This window comes from Alkalimonas collagenimarina, assembly GCF_030717845.1.
In the GTDB taxonomy this organism is placed as follows: Bacteria; Pseudomonadota; Gammaproteobacteria; order Enterobacterales; family Alteromonadaceae; genus Alkalimonas; species Alkalimonas collagenimarina.
In genome coordinates, this window is record NZ_JAUZVZ010000029.1 from 21,769 (window position 1) to 46,492 (window position 24,724).

Below are 24,724 nucleotides of genomic sequence, written 5' to 3' on the forward strand. Positions count from 1 at the left end.
GGCTACTTATAGTTTCTTACCTTTCGCACCGCTATAACCATAAACCAGAGGCGCAGTGATGTTGTTTTTGTCATCAGAAGGTTTCACTGTCATCATCAACTCGGTATAGCTGATCACGATAGTTTCGATAGGACGATCGCCAGAAACAGACATTTGATAGCTGCTGATCATTGCATCAGTCAGTTCTATTTTCATGATTTCTTCGATTTCATCGCCTTGCTTGGTGATGTGAAATACTGCTTTTTCACCTTTACCAATGGTCGCTTCCTTAAACAGATCCGGTGACGCAGAATCTTGCAGCTTGGTAATCACGATATCGTTTAAACGAGTAGAGCTCGCTTCACGATCCATTGAGGTACCAGTGAAAGAATTCACTTCGCGGTGTGAACCCCACTCCAGGCTCAACACAGTAATCATGTCTTTAAAAGCTTCAGCTGTAGCTTCACCTTTAATTCCCGCGTACTTCAGATACGTATTCGCTTGCATGCTATGCTCCTTATGCATATTAAGAAAAGTCCAACTGGACTTGGTTTTCTAACCGTTTAAGACAGTGGGTTAGGTGAATGAAGGCTATGTATTACTCAACACATAAAGCAACCATGCATTAACCTAATCAACCATTTCAAACCTACTACATTATAAATTTATAAATAAATTAGCTCAACACTTTAAATATATATTTTATTAATTTAATTATTGTAAATTTTAAGTTTATCTAATATTCAGCGTGACACTGAATCGCATCATCAGATATAACAATTTGAATTTTTGATGGTTTTTTCTCTTCGGCTAGCAGTTCTAAAACCATTACCGACAACTCTGGCAATAGCTTATTTTGTAATAGATTATGAATGGTACGAGCGCCCGCACCGGCATCTTGACACTGATCTGTAATGAAGCTAAGTAAATCATCGCCATAGCTCAGCTCAATTTGATGATGCTTGCTTAAGCGCTTTTCAATTCGGGTCAATTGCAATGTGGTGATATGTTGCAATTTGTCTGCGTCTAAGGGGAGATACGGAATAACGTTCAGGCGCCCCAGAAATGCAGGCTTGAAGTATTCTAACAAATCCACTTGCAGTGCTTTTGACAAGCCAGTAATAGATGGAGACGTTTCCGGATCTTCAAACAAACGCATGGTGGTATCTGTACCGACATTAGACGTCATAATGATGGTGGTGTTTTTAAAATCAATATCGCGCCCCTCCCCATCTTTTATTAAGCCCTTATCGAAGACCTGATAAAAAATATCCTGGACACCCGGGTGTGCTTTTTCCATTTCATCCAGCAGAATAACGCTGTAAGGTTTGCGGCGAACCGCTTCGGTGAGAACACCGCCTTCACCATAGCCAACATAACCCGGAGGAGAGCCAAGCAACATCGATACTTTGTGCTCTTCTTTGAACTCTGACATGTTGATTACAGTAAGATGATCCTCACTGCCATAGACTTGCTCGGCGAGGGCTAAAGCAGTCTCAGTTTTGCCAACACCACTTGGCCCCGTCAGTAAGAAAACGCCGTTAGGCTTTTTCTCATCAGCCAATTGAGCCCGTGAGGTTTGCACTGTTTTAGCGATCAGCTCAAGGGCATGATCTTGTCCTATAACGCGTTGTTGCATGACAGACCGTAAATTCAATACGGCTGAAATTTCATCATTTTGCATTTTACCCAGAGGGATCCCGGTCCAGTCAGACACCACTTGTGCCACTAACTGATCATCTACTTGCCAATGCACCATCGGCTGAGCAATCGCTTGATAGCGATGACGAAGCTCCTGCAGCTGTGCTTGCAACTCTGGTAATTCTGTACTTTCCGTTTGCTGATGAATGGCATGCATTAATGTTTTAGCCTGAGCAACCAGTTCTTTTTGCTGTTTCCATTCAGTCTGTGTGGCATCTAATTGCTGCTCGGCCTGTTCGATGTCCGCAAGCAATGCGTTTATGGTGGTTTCATCCCCCCCATGTAGCTTGTGCTCTCGCTCTACGATCTGAAGCTTAGCTTGAAGTTGCTCTACCCTACGCTGTTGATCTTCAAGCTGGCCAGGAATGGCATCCTGACTCATAGCCACACGCGCACAAGCCGTATCGAGTAAGGCTACCGCCTTGTCGGGAAGTTGCCGTCCATTGATATAACGGTGCGACAAATGCACGGCTGCAGCTAACGCGGCTTCAGATAAGTGAACACCATGATGTTGCTCCATAACGGGCAGTAAGCCCCGCAACATCGTGACCGCTTTTTCCGGCTCAGGTTCTTCAACCTTGACCACCTGAAAGCGACGGGTCAGAGCCGCATCTTTTTCAAAGTATTTCTTATATTCTGCCCAGGTTGTGGCTGCAATAGTGCGCAATTCGCCACGAGCCAGCGCCGGTTTAAGTAAGTTCGCAGCATCATTCTGGCCTGCCTGACCACCACTGCCAATCATGGTATGAGCTTCATCAATAAACAAGATCACAGGAACAGGCGACGCTTTAACCTCGGCAATGACATTTTTGAGACGATTTTCAAACTCGCCTTTCATGCCTGCACCGGCTTGTAATAGCGCCAAATCAAGTACTCTGAGTGAGACCGGTTTTAATTTATCTGGTACATCACCACTCGCTATACGAAGGGCTAATCCCTCGACCACAGCCGTTTTGCCCACACCGGCTTCACCAGTCAAAATTGGATTGTTTTGACGACGCCGAGTCAGAATGTCGATCATCTGCCGCACTTCATAGTCGCGTCCGATGATAGGATCAAGTTTGTTGGCTCTGGCCTGAGCTGTTAGATCCTGTGTAAATTGATCCAATGCTGGCGTTTTCCCCAGCCCACTGTCTGGGCTTGTTTGTACTGGTGCTGCACTACTTTGCTCAGTTGAGCGTTGCTGCAACTGTGGCCATGCCGATAAAAGTTGTGCTGTCTCTATACTTTCTAGCAGCGGTACTCGACGAAGCAATAAAGCGCCAAGACTTTCATCCTTTAATACACTGTACAGCAAATAAGCACTACGAATTTGTTGATCAGCAAACTCAATGGTGCAGTTGAGCCACGTTTGCCGCAATAAACCAAACACATTGGTTGAAATACTTGGCAAGCTATTATTGCCCGTTTTTAACTGCTCAAGCGCACGCTGTAATTGCTGACGAACTTGATCAACACTGATACTAAATGCTGAAAAAATTAAGGTGAGATCACCCGCATCTTGCTCTAGCAAGGCATCAAACCAATGCTCAATTTCTACTGAAAAATGGCTGCGCGACTGACAACGCGCTGTGGCAGCTTCAAGAGCCTGCCGGCAAGTTGGGTTCAGCTTTTCAACCAAACTTTTAAGGGACGTGTTAGACATAGTAATTTACCTTAGTGTTCACATTTACGTGCCAGCTTGAAGCTGACATGTGTCTTAAAATCATTTCTGGACTTTGCAGCCAACAGCACACCACCCATTCCAAGTTGACTTTTTCCCTGTAGATTGATGCCAGGTAGATCGGCAACCTTGGCATGCAATCGAACTCTGCATTGAATAGCAGGTTCGAGAAAGTCACTGAGCAGCTGTTGCATTCGAATATAACCGGGCTGACCAGGTAACAGTGACTGGATTACATCTGGTTTCGCTTGAATACTTAACTCAACAACAGAGCTGATATCCCAAACCTTACTGCCCAGTAAACTGGAATGACCGAGTTGAGCATACTGCCCTTGCGGTTGGCCTTTACCCGCAAAGCGACTTTGTTCTGTTTTTGATAAATGGATCCAGCGACCGGTGAGTGGCACCACATCAACTTCTGCTGACAATAGATGACTAAGCTGAAGGCTTAATTGTTGGGCACTACGAATATTCTTGGTATAAAAGCCACCATAAAATAAGCCAGAATTGCTTTGTTGCCCGGTAAGCTGCTGCATTACATAGCTGAATGTGTCCGAGTTGTCCTTTGTGCCTTGATAGTGACAAGCAAACCGATACTTTTCCCAAGCACGATAAAATAGTGAAATGAGTCGATGATTAAATAAATCAAAAAAATCACGCATCGTCGGATCTTTTTGCTTCAAACGTTCAATCACAAGCTCACTGTAGTGAATGGGCAATACGCCGCTTGGGCCCGTTAAACCGAAAAAGCTCACCATCATATTAAACGCCTTTACATCAGCATCTTTGTGCGGCTTTTCTTCAATGGCTGTAATTGCGCTCCCCGGAAAACCAAGGTTTTGCACCGATTTAAACCGAATCAATTCATCCCGGGGAAAACTATCGCGACCAACGCCATGCCAGTGCTTTTGCTCAGTGCTAAGCTGTTTTTCAATCGCATATACCGCCTGATAAAAGTCCATATCGGTCGGCTTTATAGTGGCTGGCCAAAGACTCATAGCAACACCTTGGTTCCGACACGAGCTGGCCATACATGATAGTTTTGCTCATGCTCTTTTAGCTTTACGGTTAAACGGGTGTAGGAGTTAATCGCGGCAAACTGGGCAAAAAAATAATCAAGTGCACAGGCGAAAAAATATACGTTACTGCCAGCATAAGCAGACTGCGTCATTTCAATCAGAATTTCACTGCCACTGCATACTGCAACTCGGCCAGCCTGACTAACACGTGCAGTACCGGGTACAATTTTCACCTTATAAATACCATCAATCAGTGATCTCGATTCCGGAGTGCAGCGAAAATCATACAAGCGCAATGTTTCTTTTAACCGCTCATCAGCATCATCTGAGGTAAAGTAGTTTAACGTCAGATGCTTCACCAGTTGCCAGCGACTGCTATCACCTAAAGCAGGCCGTACACTCATGGTAGGAGCCAATAGACACCGACTTTGTTTGATGACGTCGGCATGCTGCCGGATTTGAAAGCCGGGCTCACCACCACCGTAGGGTAAAAGGTTCGGCAGATTACGATTACTGCACTGCGCTGTAACTTGAACGACTTGGTCATCTCGTTGCACTTGGCCACCGGGACTTTTAAAGCTACGATCGACCAAAGCAAGAAAGACTTCAGTACCCGCTTCACTATGTCCGCCAGCCCAGTCAGCAAATTCCCGTCGGCTATGCCAGAACATGGTCTGTTGCTGAACATAGTCTGGGTGTCCTTGACTGTAATAAGGATTTACTGTGGTTTTCTGCCCATCTGAGTCAAGAATTTGTACCTGCTGAATGCGAATAACCTCGCAGATATCGGCATCAAGGTATTGTGGTGCAAGCCGATATTCGTATTGGGAAGGCTCTATGGTAATGGGCTCAAGTTTTTGTTCAAATAAGTTCACGACTGGTGTACAGCCAAGTATCAGACTGTCATGATTGATGTGTCGCTCTAGCTCAACATTCGCCCCTGATAAATACAGATAGATTACACATGCATTTGCTTTTTCAGGCCATGCTTGCTCCAAGCCGGATAACTCAATAAACAAGAACTTCTCTGGAAAGAGAAACTGTTCAACCAGCAAGCGATAACCACTGAAGCTACGATGACTGTAAGGAACCACTTTATCTTCGTCAGCAAAGCCGACTGACTTCAGCTGTTCAGGAGCAAGGTAATGGACATCATTTGGAGTGTCAGCTGCTGCGATACCAATGCTGATGAGCTGACGATTCAACAGTTCATACAAGCTATAAACGTGATGTCGTTGGCCATTTAGATAAAACCGAAGTCGATCAGCTCCAAGCTCTTTGATGGCGGTATTGTCAAACTCAGTGTTCAGCTGCAACTTCAACAAGGATTTAGCCGGTGTATTACACGGTGGCTGTGGCGCATTGAATGGACTGTTTTTGTACTCTGCACTCTGAACCGACATTGGCCAGACATCCGTTTCGTAACATGAGCGAAAGGTGCATGATTTCATGCCATCGACTTTAGTTTCAAACTCAGTGCCACGCTTCACAGTGATGCCTGAATCAGACAAATTCTGAGACGTTAACTGCACAACAGAAAACGACGGAATAGGCGCCTGATAATCTGGATACAGCTGCCCTAAAAGTGCATCAGTCAACTCAGGGAAACTATCATCCAGCTTTTGGCTGATCTGAGCCGTCAAAAGGGCAAAGGATTCAATTAAGCGAGAGACATGAGGATCCTCTACCTGATCATCACTCATGCGCAGACGCCCAGCGACCTTGGGGTATTTGTCGGCAAACTCAGCCCCCATCCGACGGATAAAGGTTAACTCCCGATTGTAATACTTCAATAAGTCTTCATTCATGCCGTAAGTTCCACAATTCTTAGGCCCAAATTCACAGGCTCGACTTCAGAGTCAAACAAAACATGCTCAGGTTCAGGATCTGCATGCAATAGCGCTTGGATCCGAAGACGAAGCACTCGCTCAACGTCATTTTTTGGCTCCAAAGGGATCACTTCTACATCGACAAAGCGAGGCTCAAAACGCCGGATCGCCTGCTCCACCGCTTTGCAGAGCTGCTCTCGCCCATTAAGAGAATCGACAACCATGACTGAAAAATCAGGTAAGCCATAACTCATCAAGCTCTGTTGCAATTCATCATAAGCTTCCGGCCACGTATTCCATGGGACCCGAGTGTTGAGTAAGTTCTGCAAATCCCGATGAACACTGGCTCGCAAGGCTTTCAAATCAAAGCCCCGCCGGACCCGTTTCGACTCTTTCTCCCCTGGTGCATCATCAATCAAGCGGTCGAGCAATGACTGTTGCAGCGGCTGTTTTTGGCGAATTTTTACCACCATGAGCTCGCTTAATGATCCATCACAGTCGTTAATTGCTGCCAGTCACGCAGTTGAGTCAAAGGCGCTGCCTGATCATTGACCAGCATCATTTTTTGACCTAAGCCGGTCACCAAGTAGTCACCATGCTCCTGCCAGCTGGTTTCTTTTCCGACTCGGCTTGCCTCAGATTTACTGTGGATATAACAAACAGGTAAAAATGCCTCTCCTTGAGGACCATCTGTAATGCAGATATGTACCCGGCGCCATGCCAGATCCACAATGGAAGTGACAGGTTGTAATTCTAGCGATTCAATTTTACTGAACTTAGTCAGGTAGAACTTGCCATCTGTGCCCAGGATTTCTAAGTAGCCACCAAGGCTGTCATCCAGATCACGCACTTCAGTAACGGTTTCACCATTCAGTTCAAACTGAGGCGCTTGACGCAAGGACTCAAGCTGTTGCGCTGCTGCTTGCGCGCCAGCCTGATCGTCTTCGCGCAAGGCAAGGTGCAATGCAAGTAAGCTTTCAAAACTAGCATCTGCTTCATGGAACAATGTTGCGGTCATGCCACCTTGATAAAAATCTAGCCGTGCGGTTTGCGCACGAATTAATTGCCGTAAATTCACAGCTCCGAGCAAACAATCAGGATGTTGACGAACCATCATATCTAACTGTTGATCAGCCTTTTCAAGCTCGCCAAGCACACAAAGCAGTTCTACATAAACAGAGCGTAAGTCGAGTGATAACGGGTCATCTTTTAGTAGAGACTCCAGGCGCTGCCTGGCTTCTTGCAGATTTCCTTGAGTAATGCTTTCCTTTACCTTTTTCATGCTTTCACCTTAACGTTTATTCGATTGTTGTGGAGACAGCTCAGCAACCAGCTTCACCGTGGTCAGCATCTGCTCCAATTGAAAATGGGGTTGTAAATGGATGATTGAGTAATACTTGCCCGGCTCACCGGGCTTTTCCCGAACCTGAATTTGTGCGTTCCGTAACGGATGACGAGCGCGAATCTCATTGGAAGCATCGTCCGTTGCCGTGGTGTACTGATACAACCACCGCTGTAAATCCTGTTCGCATTCTTTTGCTGTCTGATATCCACCAACTTTGTCACGGCCAATGACTTTGATGTAATGGGCAAAACGCGAGACGCAAAGAATGTGTTGCAACATGGAGGATAAACGCGCATTCACATCGGCCGTTGCGGTGTCATAACGCTTGGTTTTTTGTACAGATGAGTTGCTATAAAAAGCATAAATATCACTGTATGGCACAGCACATAGCGGAATAAAGCCATTGTCGGCTAACTCAGACTCAAAACGATGACCTATTTGCAAGTTCACGGAAGGCTGTGAGCGTTGACGGTGAAGATCAGTGTTGTAATTGCAGCGTGGCAGCTCGTTCACAACACCAAAATTGTAATGTCCCGGTTTCATGCCTCGAATTTGGGCGAACCAGCCAGACTCAGAGAACGCGCGTACCAACACCGCCGCTAAAGCATACCCTGCATTCCCCCATAAATAGTCCTGTTCCTGATCAGTCAGTTGCTCTTTGAAGCGGAACTGATCTGAGCGAGTGCCATTATCCAAATAAGGTGCACGCATCAAAACTTGCGGCATCACCAGCCCAAGAAAGCGAGTATCTTCCATCTCACGCAGTTGCTGCCATCGGATATACTCAGGCTGTTTAAATTGACTTGAAATATCGTGAACCTGGCCTAGCTCTGAGAAGTTATTAATACCAAAAAAGGCACTATCGACTGCAGAGATAAATGGTGCAAAGGCTGCAGCACTTACCTTAGCAATCTCTTTTAAAATATCCAGATCGTGATACATCTGACCCGGTCGAATGGTATGACTTAATTGATAATCACCAATCAACACACCAAACGGCTCACCGCCTGGCATATCGAACTCATTTTCGTAGATCAGTTTAAAAAACTCACTTTGATCAAAGTCGATGGCTCGATTCAAATCTCTACTGAGCTCATTCCAGTTCAGAGGCAATAACTTAACTTTGACTTTCTGTTCTCGATCATGCAATTCAGTCTGTTCAAGTAAGTATAAAATCCCACGCCAGCTTGCTTCGAGTTGCTGTAAGCTTGCATGGTGAAGGATGGCATTCACTTGAAGATTTAACAGGTGGTCTATGGAAGCAATGGCCGTACTGAAGCAGTGCAGCAGTTGCTGCACATTGGTTGGACGTTCAGCTTCTATATGGTCAGCCCAGTAACTTGCTGCAGCAACAGGATCATGTTCTCGCAGGAAGTATAAGAGCTTGCTTAAAGTTATCGACTGCTCAAAACGATGCTTGTTTTTCGTCGTTGGATCGGATGGGTCAGCGAAAATACCTTCATCCACAAAAAACAACGAAGCGTATGCACCGTTATCCGCAGCTTGTTCAGCAGAAGATAGCATACAGCACCTTAATGGCTAACAAGCGACACTGGCAAAAGACCATGGCCATTGAAATTCCTTTTTCTTCACAAAGCAACGTTAAGTAGGAGCCTCACGGAAAGGCCCCTACTTGATGACACTTAGTTACCCATTTCTGGGATTTTAGCCACTAAACGAAGTGACGTGCTTAGCTCCTCCAGTTGGAGCCATGGACGTAACCAAGCAACAGCGTTATAGGCACCAGGCTGTCCGGGGATTTCTCTTACCTGGACTTTCGCATCCGCAAGTGGATACTTAGCGCGTACATCTTGGCCACTGCCTTCAGAAGCGTTGACGTAATTCAAGATCCAACGGTTTAACCACACCTCAACATCGTCAGCTTCCATAAAGCTACCAATCTTGTCACGAGCCAAAACCTTCAAATAGTGAGCAAAACGAGACGTTGCCATTAGGTAAGGCAGGCGTGCTGAAATTGCCGCATTGGCTGTTGCTTCAGGACTGCTGTATTTTTTTGGTTTCTGCGCTGATTGAGCGCCAAAAAATACGGCATAATCGGTATTTTTATAGTGACAAAGAGGCAGGAAGCCTAATTTACCTAGCTCTGCTTCGCGGCGATCGGTAATACCAATCTCAGTCGGGCACTTTAAATCCGGGTCGCCATCGTCGCTCATGAAAACGTGAGTTGGTAACCCTTCCACCTTACCACCCCCCTCAGCACCACGAATCGCCGTACAGAAACCATATTTAGCGAAGGCTTGTGTTAAACGCGAGCCGAGTACATAGGATGCATTCATCCAGCAATACTTATCATGATCCGTTGTCTTAGCGACGCCCTTCACCGGATCCACCTCAAACTCCTCGTAGCCAAACTCATCAATTGGACTTGTTGCTGCACCGTAAGGTAAGCGTGCTAATGCCCGAGGCATTGTTAGCGTGACGAAACGAGAATCTTCACTTTCACGGAATGAACGCCATTTGGTGTATTCCAGAGATTCGAAGATTTTTTCCAGATCGCGCGGTTTAGAGAGTTCTGTCCAAGAGTCAAAACCAAAAAGCGCAGGCGATGCACTGCTCAGGAAAGGACAGAAGCCAGCAGCAGCGACATTGGACATATAAGTGAGCGTTTCAACATCTTCTGGATGGTTGGTAAATTCATAATCACCAATCAGTGCTCCATAAGGCTCGCCACCGGGCGTACCAAACTCAGACTCATAGACTTTCTTAAAGGTTTGGCTTTGATCAAACTCAACGGCTTTACTTAAATCTTTGTACAACTCGCGCTTATTGATGCTGATCATGCGGATCTTTAACGACGCACTGGTTTCCGAATTTTGTACCAGATGGTGCAGACCCCGCCAGCTTCCTTCAAGCTTTTGAAAATCCTCACAGTGCATAATGGCTGACAGCTGCGAGGAGATGAGTTGGTCAATCCGCTTGATCGCTTCGTTAAAAGTAACCGTCAGATTTTTATTCCAACTGACGGTTCCTTTAACAGCCTCTTCTGCCAAGGTGCGAAGTAGCTCTTCTGCACGAGAAGAGTCGGTTTGTTTGGTCGCACCAATCGCCTGCTCCAGTAGAGAGACAGCCGGTTGCTCGGTTGTTTCATGTGGCTGAGCCAGAGTTTCCGTACTCATATTATTTCTCCTCTGCTGGCGCTAGTTCGTTGGCCAACTGCTGCAAGTCGCTCTCGTTATTCAGGACTTTCTCCAGAATATTTTCGAGCTCTTCCGAGCGGTCAATCTTGGTCATCAAATCACGAAGCTTGTTTCGTGTGGCCATTAGCCGTTCAAGTGGCTCAACCTGGTTAACAATTGCAGCAGGCTCAAAGTCATTAATGGACTTGAACTGCAAATCGACCTGGAACTCGGAGCCATCACCGGTCAATTTATTATCGACTTTGAATGACAACTTAGGATTCATTCGCTTTAATACATCGTCGAAATTATCACGGTCTATCTGAACAAAACGCCGATCTTTCAATGGCTTTAATGCTTCAGTATTATGACCGGCAAAATCGCCCATCACGCCTACCACAAAAGGAAGTTCTTTTTGAACAACAGCTCCCTCAGTTTCGACATCATAGGTGATATGCACCCGAGGCTTGCGCACTCGGGATAATTTACTATGAATGCTTTCCATCTCTTATCTCCTTTGCTGTATAAACGTGTCAGGTAACGCTGTAAAAAGATTAATTACCTGAGTCTTTATTAATTCCGGTTAGCCGAAAAAATTGATTACGACTGGTGGTATCGTCAATAAGCTCTTGTAAGAGCTCGGGTAAAGCTAAGCCACTCCAATGAATGATCTGCTCTAAGGCATAAGACATTGGAGAGTGAGGCTCCGTTTTACGAAAAAAGTTAGCGGCTTCCTGTAAGGATTGAATCACTTGCTGGCGTGTTTGAACCTGTCTGGCTAGTGGGGCTGTCTCACCATTCCCTGCCTCAGCTTCCTCAGTACTTTCACGGTCAATTTCCTCGTGCTCGGCGTGGTAAGCGGCTAATTTATCTTTGGTCAGATAATGCACCGTATCCTTGCACTGGTGCATCGCTTTAAGAATGGCGCTGGTTGGCTGAGGCACTCCGCCCATCGCTTGATCCATGGCTTGTGAAAGCGTGCCAAAAGCAGCGATAGCCTGCTCAATGTCACTCAGAAGGCCAATAAAATGCTCTGTCGGAGCTTCAGAAACTGCCTGAACAATGGTTTCTAAGCTCACTGAGTGTTCAGACTGATGCTTTTTCGAATCGTCTTTCCGCGATTGTTCGCTGGCTCGAATATATTGCCACGTCGCAATCCCCTGTTCGGATCCGCTAGTCACCAAAGGAATGCTTAATATTGGGGAGATTAAGGCTCCATCGCCTTCATAACCATTCAATCCAATCAGAGGTGCAATACGGGTCTCCAAACCATCTTCATCTGGCTGTGGATACAAATCATCCCAAAAGCGTTCAATCAATACACGGGCACAATCAAATGCAACGGTTAAACCAGCAAAACCAGAGGTTCTGCACAGTGCTTCAATCAGCCAGGCTGCATACTCAAGATCTTTTGTGTCATTCGAAAGTGCTTGATGGATATCTTCAGCCAGTTGCATCCACTCGCTAAGCATCGGCGCCGATTCTTCATCACTCATCAGCGCAGAGCGCTCCGCGTCACGCAACGATCGTCGCTTGTCTTTTAATTGATAATACTGAGATTCCGGTGATACATCTGAACGTGGATCACTCCCACAACGAGCATCGGTACGGATCTCGCGGGCAATGGATTCAGAATGTATAAAATCACAATCAATCATTAAAATTCACAATGAGGTGGTTAATAGATACAAATATACTCTAGGACGGCCCAATTTAAAATATCTAATTAACTAAAATTTACTTTTAAATGATATTGGGATTGTTTTTATACATGAATCGCTAATAAAGTGTTCAGTTGAACAGCTTTCACTTAATTCATTAACTTTTACCAAAATGCATGTAACATTATCTCTTGCGCCTGCTACTAATGTCATATGGATCAGTGCCCTGTTGGCTGCTTCTATATCACTGTGATTCAGGTAACCTTCTATCTCGTGGTCGGGAATTTCCTTGTTGAGGCCATCCGTACAGAGTAAGAAAATATCCCCGGTTCGGATATCACCACTTAAACTGGCAACCTCAACAGAGCCTTCAACGCCGACCGCTCGAGTGATTACATTGGCGAGCTCGTGCGATTCTGCCTGCTCTGCAGATATCAGACCTTGCTCAACCATATCGTTAACCTGACTATGATCTCGTGTTATTTGTTGTAACTTACCGGCTCGCAACAAATATAAGCGACTATCGCCCAGCCAAAAAACGTGATATTGCTCGCGGCAAAATAGCAACACAACGACGGTAGACCCACCGACGTCTCCTTGTGCATTTTGTTGACAATAGGCCACCACTTTTTCATTCGCTAGCTCTAAAGCGGTTTTAATGATTGCTGGCTCCAGCGATTTGGCATTCATGACCTGTTCGCGAATGGTATCTACCACTAATTGGCTGGCCACATCACCTGCGGCATGACCGCCCATCCCATCAGCTACCACCCAAACTTTGTAGTCAGGCAATAGCAAGCAAGCATCTTCGTTGAGTTGTCTGACTAGTCCTTTATGACTTTGCCCATGCGATATGACTGACATCATTGCTCCTGTTCCCTCGCTGCATGCAGCGGCTTCAACAGCCAACCACGCTCATCCCACTGACCATCGAGCATGGATGCGTACTGGCTGATCAGAGGTAACCCTTTTGAAATAAGGCAAACAGCATCAATATGCTCTGATCCTTCGGTCCACCATAAGCAGTACTGACCAAACTGCTGTCTTAATAAGCTGTGCAGTAATGCGTTGTTATCCATGGTTAAAGCACCATGCAGTAACCAGTTCTGAACTTTTTGTTCAGCATGACCAAGGTGCCCGGCAGGTACTTGGCTATTTGGCAATGAAAACGTGAATTGTTGCAATTCAGTGCGCCAACTCTGAATACTAAAATCATCATCCAAAGTGCGTAAGATAAAGTCTTCAAACTCCTGACACCATTGTGGCTGGGACCGGCATGTAATGGGGTTCTGTACAGCCGGCTTCGCCATAATCAATGGGTAATGGCGCCCTACTTTGTCGATACTAGGGATCATGGTACCGATCATAGCTTCGGGTCCACAGCTGCCTTCAGATAAGGCAAAGTGCCAAACGGGGCTTGTCAGGTAATAGTCCAGCCACTGAGTGCCAAGTTGCTCTTTACTAACGGCCAAAGCTGCGCGCATCCACTCATTCCAGCAGTCATTAAACTCAATGGCTAAACCTTCATGAAGAAAATCACCTAATACGGGCACTTTGCCACAAAAACCGGCGCCCTCTTTTACAAATTGGCTGGACAATTGAATCCCTCCAAATCACTATTCCAAAATGGATTGTTAACTGAGTCAGGTAAAATCTGAATTTGCGCTTGATTACTCTGCTCTGATACATACAGCAACCCATCTTGTTTTGTTTCTGAGCGAAGTCTGGTTTGCTCATCAAGGAAACGAAACCAAGACCATTCCCCTTCAATTTTTCTACTCGTGGGTAAGCCTGAATTGGCAGGAGTAAATACCAGCCTGGTTTGCTGGCGACTCCGATCACCAGGCCAGACAAAATGCTGTGCTCTAGTTGGCCCATGCCGATAGGACAGCGTCTGACCATCAACCTCCAGTAATAAATGCGTAATATGCTGATCCAAAAAGACGGGACGTAAATTAAATCCGACACTCAAATTCTGACTACCATCTTCAAAAAAGGCCTGACGGATCCGGTGTGCTCGTTGAAAAGTACGCAAAACAGCTGGGTTGATGCCTATATCTTGCTTAAAGGTCCACTCTCGGCGCTGCATATTGACAAAGGGGCGAAGGTATTCGTCAAAGAACGTCTCTAAAATGCCGCCATATCCAAAAAATCTCTCAAAATCTCTCACCTTAATTTCATTTGAGCTAGTGCGATTGATTGGGTAACGGTTTGCAATTAAGCGGTTAAACTCGTTCAGCACGGTTCCTCGCCAGGCTTCATTGATATGCTGTTTACTGCCATCAGCAATCAATACCGAACTTCCTGAATAAATCTGAGATACCCAATCGCTGAACGGTGCTGGAATATCTTCTCGCAACCTACGTAGGGTTAGGTTCATCTGGTTACTGTCGCGATTTTGCAAACGATTCATGTACGCTTGGCGTGCCATATTGCCCGGCTGATAGAGTTGTTCAAGGAACTCATGATTGGATCGTATGACATTGGCCATATGATCAAAGTGCTCCGCCTCGATAGAAAGCAGTGAGCGAAACGCTGATTCAACCTCTTGCCCAGGCCGGTTTCTATTCAGATTTGGCAGCTCGTCAGGCAACAACCGACTCATACGATTGTGTTGTGATGAAAACTGAGTACGAGCAACGCGGCCGGCAACGTCAGCCGCCATTTGCATTTCTTCTGAATCGGGCAACTCGGTTAACTGGACCTGACTCTGGATAGCCTTGATAATTCTTTGGATAGGTTCTTCGTGTCCACTCAGTGTTCGTGTGACGAATAAACCATGCTCTAAAGTATCAAAGGGAACAATGCTAATATCCTGAATTAGCGCCTGCCAATAGTGAATGTAATCCTGATAATACTTTTGGTTTACCATCGTCGTGAGTGCACTATCCACTTGCTTAGCATCAATGGTTTCATCTTCACCATAGACCCAGCTATCTTCCATCAGCTGGCGTATAATTCGATTCTTCTCAGTATTAAACAGGCCATGATAGCCTTGATAGGTAAATAAGCCCGGAATGCCTTCTTGTAATGATGCTCCGCTCTTTCTGGACACTACACGCAAGCTCTCAGAGCCTAATACATCCGCCAAAGAAAAATCGGGTATATGGCTTTGCAATAATTCAGTTTTAATACGTTGATAAGCTCTCTCTGCCAGAGGAACATTCATTAAATCATCCCGAACCTGACTCACTAGTTTGGCATCATAGGTTAAGCCGCTGATCCCACCTTTGAGATACGCTTTAAGATGTAGCGTCAGATTGTGACGTAAATCTGCATGCAGTTCAGACGCCAATTTACGCCCCAGATACAGTTCAAACCATTCTTGAATGTGTTCTGCTTCGAAGTGATCTGGCTTGAATAGCATTAAATAACTGCGTAATGTCTCATACAGATAATCTCTATGGCGCGCGTTGGTTTGCATCTCTTCAGACAATGCCATAGTGAGGAAGGGGCCAAAGTCAGCAATTAAGGCTTTTTGATAGGCACTCCGCGCAGAATGCCCAAGCTTATTGCCTTGGTACAACCCTAAATCACGAGGGCCATTTTCCGGCAAGTTACCATCGAAACCAGCAGGTAAAGCTCTGAGTACTTGCAGGCGCTCATTGAGTGAATAAAGATCATCAGGAGCACTTTGCAGGGAAGCACTGCTGGTTTGATAATGTGTGACTGCAGCTGTAATTTGATCGATCAGCCCGACATTCCACTGATAACTTCTTACCCATAATGTTGACAATACTACGGCACCGATAGCGGTCATGGCTAAAGCACCGTGGCGTAGCCATCTGACTTTCGTATGGTGACGTAAGTTAACCGATGCCAACTCTCGCTCAGGTACGATGATGCTTTCGAATAACCTTTTAATAAAAAAGCCCTTACCTTCACCGGTTAATTGGCGCTTCGGTAACTCAGCCAACTGCAGGTTATGGCTCAGTTGTTGGCTAATTTGATCAATGGGTATCCCCTGTTGCGTAGCACTCACAACATAGATCCCACGCAGCATGATGGGCTTTTCGAATGGGTTTGGTGAGAAAATTTCTTTTAAAAATTCATCAGCAGCACTTTGCGCACTGCGTAATTGACGAGGAAACTCAAAAATTGCGTTCCGATTCTCGATAGTATGCTCGTATTGTAAACGGCTAAATAAGCGCATTTGCAAGCGCTTGAGCATGGTGTGAAACTCTTTATTAAATAGACCGATCTCTCCTTTATCGTCGGTAGCTTGATCAGGATGAAAGGTCATGCCCCATACCTGCTCAGTTTCCTCGGCTGATAAGTCATCAAAAAACTCAGAGAAACCTGCAATTAGATCGGCTTTCGTTAACAGCACGTAAACAGGGAACGTCATACCAAGCTGGTTTTGCAACTCCTGAATCCGCTGCTTGATAGCTCTGGCGTGCAGGTTTCGCTCGGTTCTGGTTTGTTTGAGTAGCTCAGCCAGACTAGCAAAAACGATCACACCATTGATGGGACGTTTGGGGCGGTACTTTCTAAGCAAGCCAAGAAATCCTTTCCAGGCACCGGCATCTTGCTGATTGTGGCTGTCTTGAGTGGTATATCGGCCTGCCGTATCAATAAATACAGCTTTATTGGTAAACCACCAATCACACTGACGAGTGCCGCCAATACCTTCAATTGAATCGATGCCCATTTGTTCGCGCAGCGGAAACTCTAGCCCAGAATTGTGTAACGTGGTTGTTTTTCCAGAACCCGGTGGCCCAATTAACATATACCAAGGTAAGTGATAGGTATCTTTGTTTTGACCAAAGCTGGCATGTTTTAAGATTTCCAATGCCTTGTGTATGCGCTCCCGAAGCACTTCAATATCATGCTGAGCCACACTATTTTGCTGTTCACCTAACTCATTATTGAGTAACTCTTCCACCGCTTGATGATGTGTTTTACGCTCTCGAATACGACTGATGTAATACCAGGCGCCCCATATTATAACCATCATTAAAAGGGTAATGATTCTAGCGCTAGCCGATGCCAGAGGCTCATATCCGGCTATTGCAATCATGGGACCGCCAAACCATATTAATAAGGCTACAGCGATCAAGCCCAATAATTTCATTAGCCAGCCCGTTCGGATGATACGCACCAGTGTTTGCCAAAACCTATGTAAACGCATTATGAGGCTTCCTTTCCTGATCAGTTTGGTAATAAGTCAATTTCAACCCGGCGATTACGCGCCCGATTTTCTGCGGTGTCATTGGGTACCAATGGATCGACATCTCCCCGACCCTCCGGCCATAAGCGCCCTCGTAAATCAGCCCCTGCCGCCAATGCATCAGCCATTGAGTTGGCTCTGGCCAGTGATAAGTGCCAATTGGAAGGATAGCGGCTGGAAAAAATGGGCAGATCATCGGTATAGCCGTTGACCAATATTCGGCCGTCAGCCCCTTCTAATGAACGGGCGATTTTATGCACAACAGGCAAGAAGCCTTCAGTGATGCTGGTGCTGCCTGATGAAAACAGCTGATCATTGCCCACCCGAATGGTGACCCTGTCCGGCAGCTCAATAATTTCGATAAGATTTCTATTTATTTCTGTTTGAAGTAATTGTGATAATCGCCGGGTCTCTTGCGTTACAGCACTGTTGGTCGCAGTAATCACATCGGATTGCTCTGGTAATTGAACGAGGGCCACTAACTCCCTATTGACGTGATCTGAGCGCTCATTAATTAAATAGCTGAGATACAGATAGCCACATAACAGCAAAGCCGCAACCACTGAACAAATAACCCACAATGGAAAGCTCTCATGGCTGCGATCCACTACAAGCACTGAAGATTGCCAATCAGGAGCAAGTTCACGAGGCGGCTCACCTCGTTCAGATTTTATGGCTTTATAAACTCGATCTTTAATGGCATTCAGCTGCTCATACCCTTGCTCTGCAATCCGCATCTTGCCAACAAAACCAAATGACAAGCAGAGATACATCAGCTCAATCAATTGAATATGAGTTTTTGGATCCATCAAGGCATTATCGAGCAGTGTAAAAAAATAGGCCCCACCGAAGGTTTCCTGATAGAAATTTGACAGCAGGCTAAACGACGCCCAATCACTGTCACTTCCCCAGTTGGTATTTAAAACAGATTCATCAATAAAAGAACACAAGCAGTAACGAGCATTTCTTATTTCATCAGCACCAATACCCCGAAGTTTCAAACGTTGCTCGTATTGCTGAATCAGCTCAATACAATGCCCCTTCAAGCCCATGACATCAGGGTGTGAGGCTGTACTTCGAATAGGCCCGATCAATGAGAATAAGTCACCAGCTTCCTCAATCAATGGGTTATCGCTGATTAATAAAGAAGGCTGTCGCTGCGCAGTCGCTTGCTGAGAAGGTGTTGCAGCTGCTAACCTTGTTTTGTCTTTATTCGGTTCTGAAGGTGGTTCAGCATGAAACTCTGCAGCTTGCTTCGCTGGTTTTCGTCCACCTGGCCGGGGCTTAAGAACTGTTTGGTCCGTCATAGAATACCTTCCTGTTGCCACTCGTCTGGCTACGACTTAATTGCCCAAAGCTCAACATTAAGCCCTGGATAATTTCCTGAAATATGAAGTGCAAGCCCACCACTGCTGGCAAGCTTCTCCCAATAAATGCTGTTCTTTTCTAATTGAAAGTAGTGATATCCAGCCTGATAAGGAACTTGTCGCGGCGCCACAGGTAAACCTGTTATGGCTATGCCAGGTAGCTGGTTATTCACCAATTCACGGATATGCTCTACCGGCCCAATTTTAATGCGCGAAGGTAAGTGTTTACGCAGATCTTCAGTAGGGACATCGGCTGAGATAGCAACGATAAATTGAGCACTATCCAACACGCCCTTATCGGCCAGTGTTGAAACCATAATGCCGAACTTACCCATTTTAAGTGGCAATGCTTGTGCGGTTTGCTCTAATACAACGCTCAGTGTTTGATTGAGAATGACCAGTAAATTCCCAAAAACACTGGTAAGGTCTTGATGCTGATATGGCGGGAACGACTGAGCCCGTTTTTCTTTAGTGGTAAAGGTTGCAAGTTCGCCAGCCAAAGCAATGATAGTGGTGTATAACGTCTCAGGGTGAGTCGTCATGTTTTGCTGTAAATGCCTTAATACAGGTTCATAGCGGTTAAGCATTTGCAGCATCAAAAAGTCAGCAATCGAGTTGGCGGTGCCCTGCCCTTTACCAATGCGAAGAGCCAAGGCATCAGCGCGCTGCTTCAGCATACCCAATACTTCTTCAATAAAGTGACTAAGTACCGGGTTGTGGTGGATATTAAGCATGGGTGGAATGTACTTAGCATCGAGCTTAATTTCACCCTCATCTGAAACTTCTTTGATTTTGGCCAGAGGAATACTAATGAAGCCACCTCGCTCTTGGCTTTCACGCTTTAAAAAGCATCGAGCTTTTGCCAGTTGAATGGTTTCGACTGATAAATCAGGTTGAGTTGAATCGATTATCTCGGCATCATGGAAGGCAAAGCGGGTAATATCCGAGCTATCCATTTCAGCGATGTTATGCCCAGATGGCTTATCCATAGCAACGCATAAATACACTACTTCATCGCGAGATGTTTTGGGGACTTCAATAGGATCAGGTACCGGATCGACGAGAGGGAGTTCAAGCAAATAACCATCAGGAAGAATAGCATTCAGATTACTCAATGCAAACTGACCAAACCGCAGCTTACTTTCATCCACCTCTACACTTGAAATACCCCAGCCAAGTGGCATTAAAAACTCACAGGCTCTTTGCAAGCGATGATTCAAAAAACGTTCTTGTTGCTGAAAATGTTGAGGCCTTAGAAAAATACCTTCCAGCCACGCCACTCGATTTAACTGACTCATTGGTTCATCCTGTACTGTGAAGTTTAACGTTGACGTTTGGTGGTATCGTGCTCACGGATGTAAACAGCCAATGATTCGAGAAATACATATCGGTCGTCATATCCGGTAGGCTTTACATCCACCACTGCACGCCAGCGCGCATTCTCAATATCACGGTAAGCAACAATAACGCCAACGGCCTTAGTCGCGGGGTGGAGCTCCATTCTCGACTCGCTAGATTGGCCAGGCTCGAATACGAATTCATCTTTTTTTAATAAGTCGGTTCGAAGCACAGCAGATGGGTCGTCATACAGAGCAAAAAAATCCTGATTCTCAAAAACAGTTTTAGAAGCAAGCTCATACACCTTTACGATCACAGGTGAAGGTCGCTCGTTTTGATCAGGGTTCAAATCATGAGCTACTCGAAAGTGCAGTGTTGTTGAAGGCGGAAAAGTAGAGTACATGACCTGACATGACGCTAAAAAAAGCGATGCAATAAGCACAGCTATACCATAACCTAATACTTTCATAACGGGCCCTTAGTCTTTTATTCGTCGGATTTGATGGAATGCTCATAAGCGTCAATGAAATCTTCACTGAAGCCTCGTTTCGAGTTCTTTTTAACTTGCTCAGTTAACTCTTTGTGGTACAGCTCGTACATCGCCCAATATCTGGATTTCACATGAAGTGGACTCAACTTATCAAATACCCCACTTCCTACATCCTTGGTGCGGATAGACACAGGAGATAATCGCTCCAATAATGCTTGTGCTGAAGCACTGCTTGCCGCAACCAAGGCGCTTTCGTGCTTGGTAATATCTTGAAATGCGGATTGCACAGATTGCTTAGGCTTTAAGAAACCCGTGTTATTGTTTTCGAATAAGGTATGAAACACATCCTGGAAACTGGCAGAAAATTTCAATGGATTATTTTCGCGAGCTTGAAAGGTAGTTTGGTTGACCCGCAGGGTGTTCTTGATTTGAGAGCGAGCTCTCATCATGACCATCAACCCATCTAAAGAGGCTCTTAATGCTTCGCCAAGTTGCTGCCAGCTCTGCTCGGATTGGTCAAGCATAGCTATTTGTTCAGCAGTTAACTCTAAGCCTTGCATGAAGGCCCTAACTTTCCTTTCATCCGATATGGTCAAGGAGGATGTTGAAGACGTATTTAGTTCGGTATCAGTCTGTTGCAAGGGTACGCCCACAGTACCAAAAACAGCATTGCTCTCTTGTTTTGTGACATCCTGCGGCAGCTCTTCCGACCAATCGTCAGGAATAAGTGGCTGAATATGAAAAAAATCGTCCAACTGTGAATCAAAATCTTGTGAAGAAGGCGCTGAGCTATGATCAAGCAAGTCATGGGTCAGAACACCTGATAAGTTTGCATTTGATTGCTGAGAAGTCATGGCTGATTCTGTCACTGCAGCGAGTTCAGCTTCTTCTACTACCACCTGGCTTGTCACGCTGGCCTGCATTTGCTGTAAATCAATACGGCTCACCTGTAACTCATAATCCCCAAGTAGCAGGGTATCTTTTTCTTTGAGATAACGGCGATTTCCTTTACCAACTAAGTCGGAGGGACTGTTAACAAATAACCCATTGGTTGACCGATCTTCTATGTAAAAGCCGGTGTTATCAAAGCCAATCAGTGCATGGGTGCCTGATACAATTCGTTCAGGATCTGCCAGCTGCCAACTGGCTTCATCAGAACGACCTATCGTTCCCCCTTCTGCATCAAATCTCATCACTGATTGTAAACGGGGTGATAGGCGGTGGTAGCTAACCACGGAAAGTTCAAGCCACATTCTGATTACCTCTTCCTTAAATGATCAGCCCTCCAATAGGAAGGGACGCGAGCTCTAGTTATGTTAAAAATCTGAGGGATTATAACTTTCGAGAGAGTGATGGTCAACTTGAATGTTAACCTTCAATTAATTTAATGGCCAATAAATTAGCAATACATGCATTAACACTTAAGTGAACAACGTATTGGCCGAGCCGTCCTTTATCTTGAATAACCGCAATCCACCATCCGTGACAACTGACGCCAATTTACTTAACATTTGAGCGGGAGAAGGAGCAATCCCATGCTGTCCATCCACTTGTGCATACCGGTACAAATTTCGCCATATCTCGACTCGTGTGGCCGCAGGCTCAATCTGATGCAGAAAATACTCAACATGAATCCGGCTATTCAATAGCGGAAGTTCACAGTCTCCGAGGTCATGGCAAGTAAGGAGATCATGACTGAATAAGTATAAATTACCCCATATATCATGAACATAGACTCCATGATATGCAGATGTTAATTGAGTATCTTCCATAAAACTCTCCTTAAGATTCAGTGAGAATGATCGCAGTCTGGCTTATAAACTATAGAGTATTAACAATCACTTTATTGCCTTCCTCGCCATACTAACAAAATTACTTTAAAGTGAACAATTGATTGAAGGTGAATAATTAAGTAAAATTTATGGTTCATATGGTTTCAGGGCTTGAAAAGTTCATGACAAGGAATAGAGCATCACAATGACCAGTAAAAAATCAACCGATCATAATATGACTGAGAATGCTGATCTTATACCCGCATTTGAAGCCACTTCACCGACACAGCAAGATGAGAACCTTCAGGCTGAAGCTGATAACCGCACACGTCTGCACTCTACCGCCTCGGCTTCACTGAGCTCGGAACAGCCAACACAGCTGATTCAAGGAACGCTTTTGCAAAAACGTTACTTGATTGAAAGCTTGTTAGGAACTGGTGGGATTAGCCACATTTACCGAGCTCGTGATACGTTTTTAGAGCAAGCCGGTATTGCAGAGCCTTATGTCGCCATCAAAGTCTTGCAAAAACAGTTTGTTAACCAGCCTGAAGCATTGCAGCTTTTATTGCAAGAAGCTCGCAAGACACAGCAATTGGCTCATCCTAATATTATCCGCTTGTTCGATGTAAGCTCCGAGGGAGATACCTACTTTTTAGTGATGGAGTATTTGGATGGAGAAACGCTTGAGCAAGTCATCAATCGTTATAAACCGAAAGGCTTACCTCTGAAATCAGCAATGAAACTGCTTGAGCAAATTGCTGCAGGTTTAGAATATGCGCATCAGCAAGGGATTGTGCACGCAGATCTTAAACCAGCAAATATCATGCTGGATAGCAAAGGCCATGTAAAATTGCTCGATTTTGGCGTTGCGCAAAAGCTACAACAAAACGTAGATATCTATGCTGCAGAAAACCTGTCTCAGTCCACACCTGTCAATGGCTATACACCAGCTTATGCCAGCATGGAGCTCCTCAAAGGGGAAGTTCCTACTCCAGCAGATGATGTGTATTCGTTTGCCTGCTTAACCTATGAGCTTTTAACCAGTAAGCACCCTTTTGATCGCACGCCTGCTGATAAGGCACAACAAGAAGGCAAAAAGGCAAAGAAGCCTGCTCACCTCAGTCCATTGCAGTGGATTGCATTGCGCCAGGCACTGGCGTTCGAGAGCAACAAGCGTTTAACTTCTGTCGGGCAACTCACTCGACGGCTTGAACGATCGACATTTCCATTGTTACTCGGCGCCATCGCAAGCGTTGCTGCTTTATCAGGCATGCTCTATGTATACCAAGACAATCAAGCAACCCTGCATGATTTACAAAGCGATCTTAGTACTTACCAGCAAAAGTTGGATTACCAATACTCACTATTGCAACTTTCGCCTGAAGATGTATTGCAAGAGCTTGAAAAGCTAACGGATCAGAATCCTATTATACCTTCCGGATTACTCACCTATCACTCGACTGAACTGTTAAATTATTTTGAGCAGAGCATCGATGCATTGTTCAGTGAGCGAACTGAGCGCTACCCAAACTATCGGGCCATTGAGCGTTTGACGGATCAAGCCAGCCAGCTTTACCCAGATTCACATCAGTTGGCGAGTGTACGTAACCGGGTTGCACGCAGTAAACAAAGCTCTATTGAGATACTTCAAAATCAATTAACCACACTATTATTAGCGCAAAAGTATCAAAATGATGGCGATAGGAATAACCCATTTCAAGTGCTTGCCGATTTAAGGCGCATTGAACCAGACTTTCAACCACTGCCAAGTGAAGATGCTGTCGAAATTTTCTTAGACGAATTTGGACAAGCCATGGCAAGCCATAATGCGCCGCGATTGCAGGAATTAGTCGCCATTGGCCAAGCTGTTTTTTATGCCAGCGAGCCAGCACAGCCAGCCCTTGAGCAAGGAGTTCAAATGCAAGCTGCAATTGATGCAATGGCAGCCTATCAAGATGCAATGGAACAAGGAGTGAATACAGAATTCCCCTACACCGCTGCAGAAGTGTTTTATTTACATAGCTTCAACGAAATGTCAGCTCAACTCGAGCAAAGTGCAAGAGCATCTGAAGTCGATGCCGTCTATGAGCAATGGCAACAATTTGAAGACGTGTTGCCCAATGATTTTGAGCTAAGTGTTCGTTTGCGAAAGCAGTTAGCAGATAAATACCTGGCACTATCAGGCGAGCTATTAAAAACACACCAGGTACGTAATGCCGAGAGGTTAATGCGACGAGCTAATGAGCTTATGGT

General features: G+C 45.4%; 18 protein-coding genes. 1 reads left to right on the forward strand and 17 read right to left on the reverse strand.

The window, feature by feature from the left end:
* Nucleotides 1-6: 6 nt before the first annotated feature.
* From Q3O60_RS15855 to tagH, 17 genes are all read right to left on the reverse strand, one after another.
* Complete coding sequence (locus Q3O60_RS15855) at nt 7-486, reverse strand: Hcp family type VI secretion system effector (protein WP_305894910.1); 480 nt, start codon at nt 484-486, stop codon at nt 7-9.
* A gap of 229 nt (nt 487-715) precedes the next feature.
* Entirely contained in the window at nt 716-3,325 is a 2,610-nt protein-coding gene (gene tssH, locus Q3O60_RS15860; RefSeq protein ID WP_305894911.1) for a type VI secretion system ATPase TssH, read from the reverse strand.
* A gap of 11 nt (nt 3,326-3,336) precedes the next feature.
* Nucleotides 3,337-4,341 carry a type VI secretion system baseplate subunit TssG gene (gene tssG, locus Q3O60_RS15865; RefSeq protein WP_305894912.1) on the reverse strand — a complete coding sequence of 335 codons (1,005 nt, stop codon included), beginning with the start codon at nt 4,339-4,341 and terminating at the stop codon, nt 3,337-3,339.
* A complete protein-coding gene (tssF, locus tag Q3O60_RS15870) occupies nt 4,338-6,170 on the reverse strand; it encodes a type VI secretion system baseplate subunit TssF (protein WP_305894913.1) in 1,833 nt (610 codons plus the stop codon). The genes tssG and tssF overlap by 4 nt, the downstream gene beginning before the upstream one ends.
* Nucleotides 6,167-6,664, reverse strand: a complete 498-nt coding sequence (gene tssE / locus Q3O60_RS15875; RefSeq protein WP_305894914.1) for a type VI secretion system baseplate subunit TssE — start codon at nt 6,662-6,664, stop codon at nt 6,167-6,169. Before tssE ends, tssF begins: the two co-directional genes overlap by 4 nt.
* An 8-nt stretch (nt 6,665-6,672) precedes the next feature.
* Complete coding sequence (locus tag Q3O60_RS15880; protein WP_305894915.1) at nt 6,673-7,473, reverse strand: type VI secretion system accessory protein TagJ; 801 nt, start codon at nt 7,471-7,473, stop codon at nt 6,673-6,675.
* Nucleotides 7,474-7,482: 9 nt separating this feature from the next.
* Nucleotides 7,483-9,060, reverse strand: a complete 1,578-nt coding sequence (tssC, locus tag Q3O60_RS15885) for a type VI secretion system contractile sheath large subunit (protein ID WP_305894916.1) — start codon at nt 9,058-9,060, stop codon at nt 7,483-7,485.
* 119 nt (nt 9,061-9,179) lie between these two features.
* Nucleotides 9,180-10,673, reverse strand: a complete 1,494-nt coding sequence (gene tssC / locus Q3O60_RS15890; RefSeq protein ID WP_305894917.1) for a type VI secretion system contractile sheath large subunit — start codon at nt 10,671-10,673, stop codon at nt 9,180-9,182.
* 1 nt (nt 10,674) lies between these two features.
* Entirely contained in the window at nt 10,675-11,178 is a 504-nt protein-coding gene (gene tssB, locus Q3O60_RS15895; RefSeq protein WP_305894918.1) for a type VI secretion system contractile sheath small subunit, read from the reverse strand.
* A gap of 49 nt (nt 11,179-11,227) precedes the next feature.
* Entirely contained in the window at nt 11,228-12,331 is a 1,104-nt protein-coding gene (gene tssA / locus Q3O60_RS15900; RefSeq protein ID WP_305894919.1) for a type VI secretion system protein TssA, read from the reverse strand.
* A gap of 72 nt (nt 12,332-12,403) precedes the next feature.
* Nucleotides 12,404-13,243: a PP2C family protein-serine/threonine phosphatase gene (locus Q3O60_RS15905; RefSeq protein ID WP_305894920.1), complete on the reverse strand. Its 840-nt coding sequence runs from the start codon at nt 13,241-13,243 to the stop codon at nt 12,404-12,406.
* Nucleotides 13,198-13,932, reverse strand: coding sequence for a type VI secretion system-associated protein TagF (gene tagF / locus Q3O60_RS15910; protein WP_305894921.1), 735 nt, complete (start codon nt 13,930-13,932; stop codon nt 13,198-13,200). The genes Q3O60_RS15905 and tagF overlap by 46 nt, the downstream gene beginning before the upstream one ends.
* Nucleotides 13,914-17,465 (reverse strand): type VI secretion system membrane subunit TssM, encoded by a 3,552-nt coding sequence (gene tssM, locus Q3O60_RS15915; RefSeq protein WP_305894922.1) that lies wholly within the window; start codon nt 17,463-17,465, stop codon nt 13,914-13,916. The genes tagF and tssM overlap by 19 nt, the downstream gene beginning before the upstream one ends.
* A gap of 20 nt (nt 17,466-17,485) precedes the next feature.
* A complete protein-coding gene (gene tssL / locus Q3O60_RS15920; RefSeq protein WP_305894923.1) occupies nt 17,486-18,811 on the reverse strand; it encodes a type VI secretion system protein TssL, long form in 1,326 nt (441 codons plus the stop codon).
* Nucleotides 18,812-18,840: 29 nt separating this feature from the next.
* On the reverse strand, nt 18,841-20,169 hold the full coding sequence (gene tssK / locus Q3O60_RS15925) for a type VI secretion system baseplate subunit TssK (RefSeq protein WP_305894924.1): 1,329 nt from the start codon (nt 20,167-20,169) through the stop codon (nt 18,841-18,843).
* A gap of 23 nt (nt 20,170-20,192) precedes the next feature.
* A complete protein-coding gene (gene tssJ, locus Q3O60_RS15930; RefSeq protein ID WP_305894925.1) occupies nt 20,193-20,678 on the reverse strand; it encodes a type VI secretion system lipoprotein TssJ in 486 nt (161 codons plus the stop codon).
* A gap of 17 nt (nt 20,679-20,695) precedes the next feature.
* Nucleotides 20,696-21,952, reverse strand: a complete 1,257-nt coding sequence (gene tagH, locus Q3O60_RS15935; RefSeq protein WP_305894926.1) for a type VI secretion system-associated FHA domain protein TagH — start codon at nt 21,950-21,952, stop codon at nt 20,696-20,698.
* A 724-nt stretch (nt 21,953-22,676) separates the two neighbouring features.
* Between tagH and Q3O60_RS15940 the strand changes: the two genes are divergently transcribed.
* A partial coding sequence (locus tag Q3O60_RS15940) for a serine/threonine-protein kinase (protein WP_305894927.1) occupies nt 22,677-24,724 on the forward strand: 2,048 nt, incomplete at its 3' end.

Excerpts from the sequence above, each read along its gene's own strand:
- Q3O60_RS15855 (WP_305894910.1), bottom strand. The coding sequence starts at position 486 with ATGCAAGCGAATACGTATCTGAAGTACGCGGGAATTAAAGGTGAAGCT.
- tssH (WP_305894911.1), bottom strand. The coding sequence starts at position 3,325 with ATGTCTAACACGTCCCTTAAAAGTTTGGTTGAAAAGCTGAACCCAACT.
- tssG (WP_305894912.1), bottom strand. The coding sequence starts at position 4,341 with ATGAGTCTTTGGCCAGCCACTATAAAGCCGACCGATATGGACTTTTAT.
- tssF (WP_305894913.1), bottom strand. The coding sequence starts at position 6,170 with ATGAATGAAGACTTATTGAAGTATTACAATCGGGAGTTAACCTTTATC.
- tssE (WP_305894914.1), bottom strand. The coding sequence starts at position 6,664 with ATGGTGGTAAAAATTCGCCAAAAACAGCCGCTGCAACAGTCATTGCTC.
- Q3O60_RS15880 (WP_305894915.1), bottom strand. The coding sequence starts at position 7,473 with ATGAAAAAGGTAAAGGAAAGCATTACTCAAGGAAATCTGCAAGAAGCC.
- tssC (WP_305894916.1), bottom strand. The coding sequence starts at position 9,060 with ATGCTATCTTCTGCTGAACAAGCTGCGGATAACGGTGCATACGCTTCG.
- tssC (WP_305894917.1), bottom strand. The coding sequence starts at position 10,673 with ATGAGTACGGAAACTCTGGCTCAGCCACATGAAACAACCGAGCAACCG.
- tssB (WP_305894918.1), bottom strand. The coding sequence starts at position 11,178 with ATGGAAAGCATTCATAGTAAATTATCCCGAGTGCGCAAGCCTCGGGTG.
- tssA (WP_305894919.1), bottom strand. The coding sequence starts at position 12,331 with ATGATTGATTGTGATTTTATACATTCTGAATCCATTGCCCGCGAGATC.
- tssM (WP_305894922.1), bottom strand. The coding sequence starts at position 17,465 with ATGCGTTTACATAGGTTTTGGCAAACACTGGTGCGTATCATCCGAACG.
- tssL (WP_305894923.1), bottom strand. The coding sequence starts at position 18,811 with ATGACGGACCAAACAGTTCTTAAGCCCCGGCCAGGTGGACGAAAACCA.
- tssK (WP_305894924.1), bottom strand. The coding sequence starts at position 20,169 with ATGAGTCAGTTAAATCGAGTGGCGTGGCTGGAAGGTATTTTTCTAAGG.
- tssJ (WP_305894925.1), bottom strand. The coding sequence starts at position 20,678 with ATGAAAGTATTAGGTTATGGTATAGCTGTGCTTATTGCATCGCTTTTT.
- tagH (WP_305894926.1), bottom strand. The coding sequence starts at position 21,952 with ATGTGGCTTGAACTTTCCGTGGTTAGCTACCACCGCCTATCACCCCGT.